The 11,365-nt window shown below is 55.3% G+C and carries 8 protein-coding genes and 2 tRNA genes; 9 read left to right on the forward strand and 1 reads right to left on the reverse strand.

Annotation, left to right across the window (positions count from 1 at the left end; all coding sequences use genetic code 11):
* Positions 1–77: 77 nt before the first annotated feature.
* From tig to DFR30_RS05175, 9 genes are all read left to right on the forward strand, one after another.
* Complete coding sequence (tig, locus tag DFR30_RS05135; RefSeq protein WP_132971641.1) at positions 78–1,370, forward strand: trigger factor; 1,293 nt, start codon at positions 78–80, stop codon at positions 1,368–1,370.
* A 28-nt stretch (positions 1,371–1,398) separates the two neighbouring features.
* The gene (clpP, locus tag DFR30_RS05140) at positions 1,399–2,046 is read left to right on the forward strand and encodes an ATP-dependent Clp endopeptidase proteolytic subunit ClpP (protein ID WP_207891940.1); all 648 of its coding nucleotides are present in this window, start codon (positions 1,399–1,401) and stop codon (positions 2,044–2,046) included.
* A gap of 167 nt (positions 2,047–2,213) precedes the next feature.
* On the forward strand, positions 2,214–3,488 hold the full coding sequence (gene clpX, locus DFR30_RS05145; protein ID WP_132971643.1) for an ATP-dependent Clp protease ATP-binding subunit ClpX: 1,275 nt from the start codon (positions 2,214–2,216) through the stop codon (positions 3,486–3,488).
* Between the two features lie 264 nt (positions 3,489–3,752).
* The gene (gene lon / locus DFR30_RS05150; protein WP_132971644.1) at positions 3,753–6,200 is read left to right on the forward strand and encodes an endopeptidase La; all 2,448 of its coding nucleotides are present in this window, start codon (positions 3,753–3,755) and stop codon (positions 6,198–6,200) included.
* A 219-nt stretch (positions 6,201–6,419) separates the two neighbouring features.
* The gene (locus DFR30_RS05155) at positions 6,420–6,692 is read left to right on the forward strand and encodes an HU family DNA-binding protein (RefSeq protein WP_132971645.1); all 273 of its coding nucleotides are present in this window, start codon (positions 6,420–6,422) and stop codon (positions 6,690–6,692) included.
* Positions 6,693–6,706: 14 nt separating this feature from the next.
* Positions 6,707–6,782: transfer RNA gene (locus DFR30_RS05160), tRNA-Val, on the forward strand.
* A 7-nt stretch (positions 6,783–6,789) separates the two neighbouring features.
* Positions 6,790–6,866, forward strand: a tRNA-Asp gene (locus tag DFR30_RS05165).
* A gap of 107 nt (positions 6,867–6,973) precedes the next feature.
* Positions 6,974–8,887: a SurA N-terminal domain-containing protein gene (locus DFR30_RS05170; protein ID WP_132971646.1), complete on the forward strand. Its 1,914-nt coding sequence runs from the start codon at positions 6,974–6,976 to the stop codon at positions 8,885–8,887.
* 11 nt (positions 8,888–8,898) lie between these two features.
* The gene (locus DFR30_RS05175) at positions 8,899–10,182 is read left to right on the forward strand and encodes a dicarboxylate/amino acid:cation symporter (RefSeq protein WP_132971647.1); all 1,284 of its coding nucleotides are present in this window, start codon (positions 8,899–8,901) and stop codon (positions 10,180–10,182) included.
* 345 nt (positions 10,183–10,527) lie between these two features.
* On the opposite strand, the gene DFR30_RS05180 is transcribed toward DFR30_RS05175, so the two are convergent.
* The gene (locus DFR30_RS05180) at positions 10,528–11,316 is read right to left on the reverse strand and encodes an enoyl-ACP reductase FabI (RefSeq protein ID WP_132971648.1); all 789 of its coding nucleotides are present in this window, start codon (positions 11,314–11,316) and stop codon (positions 10,528–10,530) included.
* Positions 11,317–11,365: the final 49 nt, after the last annotated feature.

Genomic DNA, 11,365 nt, shown 5'->3' on the forward strand with positions numbered 1-11,365 from the left:
CGCACAGTTGTTACGATTCACTGTAGCCGGGGATACACGTTTTTTTTGCAACTGAATTTCAAGTTTGAGGGTATGACATGCAAGTTTCCGTTGAAACAACCAGTGGGCTGGGTCGCCGTATGACGGTGCAGATTCCGGCGGAACAGATAGACCAGCAGGTGGACAGCAAGCTTCAGCAGCTTACCCGTTCGGTGCGTCTGGACGGTTTTCGTCCCGGCAAGGTACCGCTGGGTGTCGTGAAGAAACGCTATGAATCACAGGTTCGGGAAGAAACGGCTGCGGAACTGATTGCTTCCACTTACGAGCAGGCCCTGCAACAGGAAAATCTCAAGCCGGCCGGAGAGCCGAGTATCGAACAGACGCGTAACCGCTCCGGTGAAGAACTGGAATACGTGGCGATCTTCGATGTGTATCCGGAGATTGTCATACCGGATCTGGGCGATCTGAAGCTCGAGCGGCCTGTCGCCGAGGTGTCCGATACAGAAATCGATGCCATGCTCGAAAAGCTGCGTTCGCAGCGGGTAACCTGGACCAGGGTCGATCGGGCTGCGGCAAATGGAGATCGTGTCGAGATAGATTTCGAAGGCAGCATTGATGGTCAGCCGTTCAACGGTAACGCCGCACAGAATGTTCCACTGGAACTGGGAAGCGGTTCGATGATTCCCGGTTTCGAGGAGCAACTGGCAGGTGTCAGCGCCGGTGACCACAAGACGATTGAAGTGACATTCCCGGATGATTACGGGTCAGCCGAGGTGGCAGGCAAGACGGCGAAATTTGATATCACCGTGCACAGTGTTTCCGAGCCGGCCATGCCGGAACTGGATGACGAGTTTGCCCGCGCTTTTGGTGTTGGTGACGGTGGCCTGGACGCATTACGTGAGGAAGTGCGCAAGAATATGCGTCGAGAGCTGGATGCTGTAATCAAGAAGAGCATCAAATCACAGGTCTTTGATGCATTGCTGGAAAAGGCTGACCTTGATGTGCCGGCTTCGCTGCTGGACAGCGAGATCGAGGCCCTTATCAAGAAAGATGGCGCGACTGCCGATGCAGGGAGCGATGATCGTAGCCGCTACGAGGAAGAGGCGCGTCGTCGTGTGTCACTGGGTCTGTTGATTTCGGAGATTATTCAGCGCAATCAGCTGGCGGTTAATCCTGATCGTGTTCGTGAAACGATCGAGGAGATGGCGCAGTCCTACGAGAACCCGGAAGAAGTTGTACAGTGGTACTACAGTAACCAGGAAATGTTGTCAGGTGTGCAGACCCTCATCATGGAAGAAACCGTGGCGGAATGGGTAACAGAACAGGCGCAGGTCGAGGACAAGGCCACAACATTTGAGGAACTCATGCAGTCAGCCAGCGGCGCTGCGTAGCAAAGGAAACAACCGAATGTCAGATAGCATGATCAAGGGCGGTGGAGATATCCAGGCGCTGAATCTCGTTCCTATGGTGATCGAGCAGACTGCTCGTGGTGAACGTTCCTACGATATTTACTCGCGTCTGCTCAAGGAACGCGTGGTATTCGTGGTGGGTCCGGTAGAGGATTACATGGCCAACGTCATCGTGGCGCAGTTGTTGTTCCTTGAATCCGAGAATCCCGACAAGGATGTTCATCTTTACATCAATTCGCCTGGTGGTTCGGTAACAGCGGGCCTGGCAATCTATGACACCATGCAGTTCATCAAGGCGGATGTCAGCACCATGTGTATCGGGCAGGCAGCCAGTATGGGTGCTGTTCTTCTTGCCGGTGGCGCAAAAGGCAAGCGCTTCTGCCTGCCGCATTCTCGCATGATGATTCACCAGCCGCTGGGTGGTTTCCAGGGTCAGGCGACCGATATCGATATCCATGCCAAAGAGATCCTGCTGGTGCGCGAGCGGCTTAATACGATTTTATCGAATCATACGGGCCAGCCAATGGAAAAAATCCAGAATGACACGGATCGGGACAATTTCCTGGGCGCCCAGGATGCAAAGGATTATGGCCTGATCGACGAGATTCTGTCATCACGGAAAGAAACAGCGGGCGCTGAAGAAAGCAGCGACGCCTGAAGGGTGTTGACGGTGTAAAAACCGTAGATTCCCGCCGGGAACACTTGTCAGCGGTGCGGGGACGTAGTTGAATAGGAACCTGTTGTTTTCGCGGCAGTCTGTATGTTCAGTTGGACAGCAATCTGCCGTTGATATGGCCAAGGGAATCGCAAGTCGGGATATCGAGTATGAATGACGATCGGAACGGTAAGGGTGATGACGGAAAACTGCTGTACTGTTCTTTCTGTGGAAAGAGCCAGCACGAGGTGCGCAAACTGATTGCGGGGCCCTCTGTTTTCATCTGCGACGAATGTGTCGAACTCTGTAATGACATCATCCGTGAGGAGATGCAGGAGAAGACGGCAGGCGGCAGCAGCAAGCTCCCGACACCCCATGAAATCAACGATGTACTCAACGAGTACGTTATCGGCCAGAGAAATGCCAAGAAGGTGCTTTCTGTTGCCGTGTACAACCACTACAAGCGCCTGGAGGCCGGTGGCCGCAAGGACGAGGTGGAGCTTTCCAAGAGTAATATCCTGCTTATCGGGCCAACCGGTTCCGGCAAGACCCTGCTGGCCGAGACGCTGGCGCGGTTACTGAATGTACCGTTTACCATTGCCGATGCCACTACGCTGACCGAGGCCGGCTACGTAGGTGAGGATGTCGAGAACATCATCCAGAAGCTGCTGCAGAAGTGCGACTACGATGTCGACAAGGCGCAGACCGGTATTGTTTACATCGATGAAATCGACAAGATTTCCCGTAAGTCCGACAACCCTTCCATTACCCGTGATGTTTCCGGTGAAGGTGTGCAGCAGGCCCTGCTGAAGCTGATCGAAGGTACTGTTGCATCCGTTCCGCCTCAGGGTGGACGCAAGCATCCACAGCAGGAATTCCTGCAGGTCGATACCTCGAACATCCTGTTCATCGTGGGCGGTGCGTTTGCCGGACTGGAAAAAATTATCAAGGGACGTTCCGAGAAGGGTGGCATCGGTTTCTCGGCAGAGGTCAAAACTGTCGATGAAGATGTCAATGTCGGCGAGATCCTGTACGACGTCGAGCCGGAAGATCTCATCAAGTTCGGCCTGATACCGGAATTTGTGGGTCGTTTGCCGGTTGTGGCCACGCTGGAAGAGCTGGATGAAGATGCGCTGGTACAGATTCTGACCGAACCCAAGAACGCGCTGACCAAGCAGTACGCCAAACTGTTTGACATGGAAGGCGCGGAGATCGAGTTCCGCGAGGATGCACTGCGGGCGGTGGCGCGAAAGGCCATGGCGCGCAAGACCGGTGCCCGTGGGCTGCGAACCATTATGGAGCACGTCCTGCTGGATACCATGTACGAGCTGCCTTCGCTGGAAAACGTCCAGAAAGTTGTGGTCGATGAGCGTGCAATTGCCGGTGAATCAGAGCCTTACCTTGTCTATGATTCCGAGCCGGAACAACGCGCTGTTTCAGATTAGCGTTGATTTTCGATTTATTCCGCCCCGGGCCCGATGATGTTGTCATCGGGCCTGTCAGCGTTTACCTGCAAAAGAACTATACTGCGAAACATGACCCGTATCGCCGGTAGCCCGGGTGTAAACCATGGCTTGTTTCTTGCAGAAATCTTTGTGGGGCACAAAACCGCCATTGAAATGTCTTATGGCTGACCCCATGTCAAAGTGCCGGGAGCCCGTTAAAAGCGTGACTCCCCTGATCAGAACCGGATACTGAGGTACTCTCCTATGGAGCAAAACGAAAACACCCCTGCAATAACAGACAATGAGTCCACAGCCGTCGTTCCGGTTCTGCCGTTGCGCGATGTCGTTGTTTACCCACACATGGTGATCCCGCTGTTTGTCGGGCGCGAGAAATCGATACGCGCGCTGGAAACGGCAATGGATGACGACAAGCGGATTCTGCTGGTTGCCCAGAAGAGTGCCGAGGTCGATGATCCGCAGGTGGATGACATTCATGAGATCGGTACGCTTTCCACCATTCTGCAGCTGTTGAAGCTGCCCGATGGCACCGTCAAGGTGCTGGTCGAGGGTTCCGAGCGCGCGAGTCTTGTCAAGTTTGAAACCACCGATGAATTTTTCTCGGCGCAGATCAAACCTCTGGGGCATGGTGAACAGGCCGGTGAGCGCGAGGTCGAGGTGCTGATGCGCTCCCTGCTGACGTTGTTCGACCAGTACGTGAAGCTGAACAAGAAAGTCCCGCCCGAGATCCTGACATCCCTGTCCGGGATCGATGAGCCCGGTCGCCTGGCTGATACCATCGCCGCACACATGGCGCTCAAACTGGACGAGAAACAACGCATCCTCGAAATCGAGAATGTGCGTGAGCGGCTTGAACACCTGATGGGTATGATCGAGGGCGAGATCGATGTCCTGCAGATCGAGAAACGCATCCGTGGCCGCGTCAAGCAGCAGATGGAGAAGAGTCAGCGCGAGTACTACCTGAACGAACAGATGAAGGCCATCCAGAAGGAACTGGGTGACATGGACGATGTGCCCAACGAAACCGATGAGTACCAGGAGAAAATCGAAAAGGCGGGCATGAGCAAGGAAGCGAAAGAGAAGGCCATGTCCGAGCTGAACAAGCTCAAGATGATGTCGCCGATGTCCGCAGAGGCAACGGTTGTACGCAACTACATCGACTGGCTGGTCAGTGCGCCCTGGAAAAAACGCACCAAGATCCGCCATGACCTGGCGCGTGCACAGACGGTGCTCGATGAAGATCACTACGGTCTGGACAAGGTCAAGGAACGTATTCTTGAATACCTCGCCGTGCAGCAGCGTGTGCGCAAACTGAAAGGCCCGATCCTGTGCCTGGTGGGGCCGCCCGGTGTCGGCAAGACCTCGTTGGGTCGTTCCATTGCGCGTGCGACCAACCGCAAGTTTACCCGTATGTCACTGGGTGGCGTGCGTGACGAGGCCGAGATTCGGGGTCATCGCAGGACCTACATCGGTTCGCTTCCAGGCAAGATTATCCAGAACCTGTCCAAGGTCGGCGTGCGCAATCCGCTGTTCCTGCTGGACGAGATCGACAAGATGTCGATGGATTTCCGTGGCGATCCGTCGTCTGCACTTCTCGAAGTGCTGGACCCGGAACAGAACTCGACCTTTGGCGACCATTACCTGGAAGTGGAGTTTGATTTGTCCGATGTAATGTTCGTCGCGACTTCCAACTCACTGAACATTCCTGGTCCTTTGCTGGATCGTATGGAAGTCATCCGTATCCCCGGGTACACCGAGGACGAGAAGGTTAATATCGCAACCCGTTACCTGTTGCCCAAGCAGATCAAGAATGCCGGCCTCAAGGAAGACGAGCTGAGTATCAGTGAAAAGGCAATCTATGACATTGTGCGTTTCTATACCCGTGAGGCGGGCGTGCGAAACCTCGAGCGCGAGCTTGCCAAAATCTGCCGCAAGGTGGTGAAGGAACTGTTGCTGAAAGAAGGTGAGGGCAAGATTTCCGTAACACCGCGCAACCTTGAAAAGTATCTCGGTGTACGGCGCTTCCGTTACGGGCTGGCCGAAGAGAATGACCAGATCGGTCAGGTCACCGGCCTGGCATGGACCGAGGTGGGTGGTGAACTGCTGAGCATCGAGTCAACCATCGTTCCCGGCAAGGGTCGGCTTATTCACACCGGCCAGCTGGGCGATGTGATGCAGGAGTCGATCCAGGCGGCGACCACCGTTGTGCGCAGCCGTGCCGAAGCGCTGGGTATCGAGGAAGATTTCTATCAGAAATACGATATTCACGTTCACGTGCCGGAAGGCGCTACCCCGAAGGATGGCCCGAGTGCCGGTGTGGGTATGTGTACCGCGCTGGTGTCCGCACTGACGCGTATTCCGGTTCGCGCTGATGTTGCCATGACCGGCGAGATCACCTTGCGCGGTGAAATTTTACCTATCGGCGGACTCAAGGAGAAGCTGCTGGCAGCTCATCGTGGTGGTATCACTACCGTGTTGATTCCAGAGGAAAACCGCAAGGATCTGGCGGAAATTCCCAAGAACGTCAAGGACAAGCTGGAGATTCTTCCTGTCAAATGGATCGATGAGGTGCTGGAGGTTGCGTTGCAACATCCGCCTGCACCACTGTCCGGGAAAGGTGAAGAAAAAGCAGGTGACAAGGTCAAGGACAAGTCCAAAGCCGGCGGTAAAGGCAAGGCGCTTCGTACTCACTGACATTTTGTCTCAGGCCCGTCTTTCGTGTAATTACGAATCTTTTACACGGAAGACGGGCTTTTTATTTGACGCGTCTGTCACACCCTTGGTATAAAACCGGGCGTGCATGCCGGTGGTCCGAATTGGCCTTTCCTGGATACAGGGTTTAAGTTGTCTGGATCGAGTCCCGGTACGCGAATCGCATTATAATTTCCATTTTGATCCTGAGGGCCAAACTCGATGAATAAAGCCGAAATGATTGACGCCGTTGCTAGCTCCGCTGATCTGTCCAAGGCGGACGCAACACGGGCTGTCGATGCCGTGTTAGACACCATTACCGAAACGCTGCGTAAGGGTGATTCTGTCACGCTCGTGGGTTTTGGCACTTTTGAAGTTCGCGCCCGTGCTGCGCGTGCCGGCCGTAATCCCCAGACCGGTGAAACTATCCAGATCAAGGCGTCAAACTCGCCTGCATTCAAGGCTGGTAAAGCGTTTAAGGATGCCGTAAACTAGCGCGCTTTCCTCGAGGGTGCTTAGCTCAGCTGGGAGAGCGTCGCCCTTACAAGGCGAATGTCGGGGGTTCGATCCCCTCAGCACCCACCAAGGATATGGAGCGGTAGTTCAGCTGGTTAGAATACCGGCCTGTCACGCCGGGGGTCGCGGGTTCGAGTCCCGTCCGCTCCGCCACCTTAAGCAGAACGGGCGTCCACATGGGCGCCCGTTTTTATTTTCAGGGCGCTATAATGCGCCTTTACTTCAAAAACACATAAAACACGGATAAGCGGGATTTACCTATGTTGCAAGCGTTTCGCGAACGGGTCATGGGCTGGTTGGGCTGGGTCATAATCGGACTCGTGATCATGACCTTTGCTCTCTTCGGGCTGGGGTCCTACCTGCAGGACAAGAGCCAGGTCTATGCGGCCAAGGTCAACGATACAGAGATATCTCCCCGGGAGCTGCAGCAGGCCTACCAGCAACAGCGTGCACGCATGCAGGAAATGATGGGCGATGCCTATAACCCTGCGCTGATCGATGACGCTCTGCTGCGCAAGCAGGCGCTGGATGGATTGATCAACCGTGAGCTGTTACTGCAGGCTGCGCGTGATAACGGGCTGACGATCAGTGATGCATTGCTGGCCGCACAGATACACGCCATACCGGCTTTCCAGGAAGATGGGGAATTTTCCGAAAAGCGCTACCGCGACCTTGTTACACGTCGTGGACAAACTGTTTCACAGGTTGAATATGCGACTCGCAACAGTCTGTTGACCGAACAGTTACTGAGTGGTGTGGGCGGGACGGTTTTTGTGACAGCGGGCGAGCTCGATCGCGCCTACCGGCTGCAAAACCAGAAACGTGATTTTGCCTACCTGATTGTATCTGCCAAGCCGTTTGAGTCCACAGTCAAGATCAACGAGGAACAGATCAAGACATATTACGAGAAGCACATCGACGATTTCATTGTGCCGGAACGGGTGAAACTCTCCTACCTGCGTTTGAACAGTGACGGGCTTGGAGATTCACTGGAAGTCAACGAAGCCGACCTGGAAGCTTATTACGAAGCGCGCAAGGTGTCGTTGAAGACCAAAGAGCAACGTCGTGCCAGCCATATTCTCATTTCAGTAGCAGCTGATGCTGATGAGGAAACAGTAGCAAAAGCCAGGGCCGAAGCGGATGCTATACGCGCAAGGCTGGCCGCTGGTGCCGACTTCGCCGAACTGGCGAAGGAAAATTCCGACGATCCAGGTTCAGCAAAGCAGGGTGGTGACCTGGGATTCTTCAACACTGGAGACATGGTGCCGGAGTTCGATAAAACGGTGTTCGCCATGGAGAAAGGTGACGTTTCCGAGCCAATCCGCACCCAGTTCGGTTTCCATATCATCAAGCTGACTGATGTGAAGGGCGGTGAAATCCCCCCACTCGCCGAAATTCGCGATGACCTCGTACGTGAAATGCAGCAGGAAAAGATTGATGAGATTTTCTACGAGCAGGTCGAGCAGCTGACTAACCTGAGTTATGAGAATCCTGACTCACTTGACGCAGCTGCCGAAGCGCTCGGCCTGGAAGTCCAGTCGTCTGACTGGCTTGATGCGAAAGGTGGTCCCGGTATCGGTCAATACCCGAAAGTGGTCGCAGCGGCATTTTCCGATGATGTGCTGGAAGGCGGTAATAACAGTGAACCGGTAGAAGTCGGCCCTAACGATGTGATTGTGGTAAGGGTCGAGGAACGGCAGTCAGAGCACCAGGCGCCACTTGAAGATGTCCGCGATGAAGTCATCGCAGGGCTTAAACAGGAACTGGCGGCCGAGGCCGCGCGTTCCCGTGGCGAGAGCCTTATGACGCGCCTGGAAGAGGGTGGTGCAACCCTGGAAGAACTGAATAACCAGGACTACTATGCTTACAGAAAAGCGGAAGGAGTTACCCGTGCAACAGGCGGCTTCAACCCGGAAGTCATGCACAAGGCGTTCACCCTTGCGCGCCCGCAGGAGGGCAAGCCGGTGGATTACAGTTTTGCATTGTCCAACGGCGATTTTGCATTGATACGCCTGACTGCAGTGACTGATGGAGATCCTTCCGAACTCAAACCGGAGCAGCGAACGCAGATGGCGCGTGGTTACGAGAATATGTACCGTTCACTGGAACTTGATACCCTGATCCGTGATCTGCGTGCCCGGGCCGATATTGTGATTCCGCAGGATAGCGAGTAAGCACGCGCCGCATGTTGCGCCTCCAGCTCCACTGGCAAATACTGATTGCGCTGGTGCTGGCGGTGGTTGCCGGGCGTTTAAGCGGGGTAGATGGCGACCTTCTCGGCGTTACACTTTATCCCGTCTACGAGTTTATCGGTGCATTGTTCATGAATGCGCTGAAAATGATCATCGTTCCGTTGATCGTTTCAACCATTATCACCGGTGTATCGGGCCTGGGTAATACGCAGGGGCTTGGTCGGCTGAGTGGAAAAACCCTGCTGTTTTATTTAACAACAAGCCTGTTGGCGATCATGGTCGGACTGATGTTCGTCAACCTGATTAACCCCGGCATTATTGACGGCACACCGGCACGCGAAGTGCTGGGTTTGAGTGAGGCGGCCGCAAATGAAGCCGCACAGAAAGTGCAGGGACGTTCTGCTTCAGACCTGACCGATGTCTTCCTCAGTATGGTGCCGCCAAACGTAGTGGCGGCTGCTGCCAACGGCCAGATGCTCGGGCTGATCTTTTTCAGTCTGTTGTTCGGCTACTTTCTTACACGGATCGATCGTGAAGCCGGTGATTTGCTGTCACGGTTCTGGTCCGGCGTGGCCGATGTCATGATGGCAATGACAGGCCTGATCATGAAGTTTGCGCCGCTGGGCGTGTTTGGCCTGGTGGCGAAGACGGTCGCCGAAATCGGTCCTGACCAGCTCAATGCGCTGGCCTTTACCCTGGGCAGTTTTACCCTCAGTGTGCTGCTGGCACTGGCCTTCCATGTGCTTGTCACGCTCCCGTTGCTGTTATGGCTGGTGGGTCGGGTCAACCCGGTGAAGCAGTTCCAGGCCATGATGCCGGCCATGCTGACCGCTTTTTCGACGGCCTCGTCATCAGCCACCCTGCCATTGACCATAGAATGCGTGCGGGACAATGCAAAAGTGTCCAACCGCACCGCGAGTTTTGTTTTGCCGCTCGGCGCTACCGTCAATATGGATGGTACCGCCCTGTATGAATGTGTTGCGGCAATGTTTATTGCACAGGCCTACGGGTTGCAACTTGATCTTGTGACGCAATTTACCGTGGTGTTGGTGGCTTTGCTGACATCGATTGGCGTGGCAGGTATCCCTGCGGCCAGCCTGGTGGCGATCACGATCATTCTTGCCACGATCGGGCTACCGGTGGAGGCCATTGGCCTGATTCTGGCGGTGGACCGTATCCTGGATATGTTCCGTACGTCGGTTAACGTGTTCAGTGATTCCTGCGGGGCGGTGATTATTGCCCGGACCGAGGGGGAGACGGGCGTTTTACAAGGTTGATGTTTTTCGTCGAAGGTGGGCGTGCGTTTTTTTCAGGCGGCGATTTGCCCGCTACGCGGGTTCCCTGCGCTTCTCGACATTTTGCGCGCTCGCTAAACTCACGATCCGCGCTGGCGTGCGAACCGCTCAGACAGAAGCTCGCTTGATCGCAAAATGTCTGCGATGCTCGGCTGCATCGATGCCTGAAAAAAACGCACGCCCACCCTCGACTTGCTCCGTGCTGGTGCCAGCCAATTCGTCATTGCGAGCGCAGCGAAGCAATCTTTTTCAGCCTCGCACTGGTTCCAGAAGATGGCTTTGTGCTGCTCGCAATGACGGGGTGACTAACACCTCGACACCCTGACTTCAGTCATCCAGTGGAGGCATACCGGTGGTGTTGTAACCGGCATCAACGTAGGTGACTTCACCCGTGATACCGGACGCCAGGTCAGAACAGAGGAAAGCCGCTGCGTTGCCGACTTCGTCGATGGTGACATTCTTGCGCAAGGGTGAAGTGCGTTCCATCAGGTCGAGCATTTTCCGGAAATTACTGATGCCTGCCGCTGCCAGGGTCTTGATCGGGCCGGCGGAGATGGCATTGACGCGGATGCCATCCGGGCCGAGGCTTTGTGCCATGTAGCGCACATTGGCTTCCAGGCTGGCCTTGGCGAGGCCCATGACGTTGTAGTTCGGCATGGCCTTCTCGGCGCCGTAGTAGCTCAGGGTCAGCAGGGCGCCGTCACGGCCTTCCATCATCCGGCAACCGGCCTTGGCCAGCGCAGAGAAGCTGTAGGAACTGATTTCGTGTGCAACGCGGAAGCCTTCGCGGCTGACGGACTCAAGGTAGTCACCTTCCAGCTCGGCGCGCGGTGCGAAGGCGACCGAGTGAACAATGATATCCAGGTGGTCCCAGTAGTCGTCGAGGTGGTCGAAGACGGCGTCGATCTGCTCATCATCGGAGACGTCGCAGGGTACGATGATTTCCGTTCCGCATTCGCCGGCCATTTTTTCCACCCGGTCGCGCAGTTTCTCGTTCTGGTAGGTGAAGGCGAGCTCGGCGCCTTCGCGTTGCATGGCCTTGGCGATGCCCCAGGCAATCGACCGGTTGCTGGCGAGTCCAACGATGAGCGCACGTTTGCCGGTTAGAAATCCCATGGCTGCTTCTGACCTCTGTCTGATAGTTTGATGGCGCTAAGGTACCGGA

It is taken from the genome of Thiogranum longum, assembly GCF_004339085.1.
In the GTDB taxonomy this organism is placed as follows: Bacteria; Pseudomonadota; Gammaproteobacteria; order DSM-19610; family DSM-19610; genus Thiogranum; species Thiogranum longum.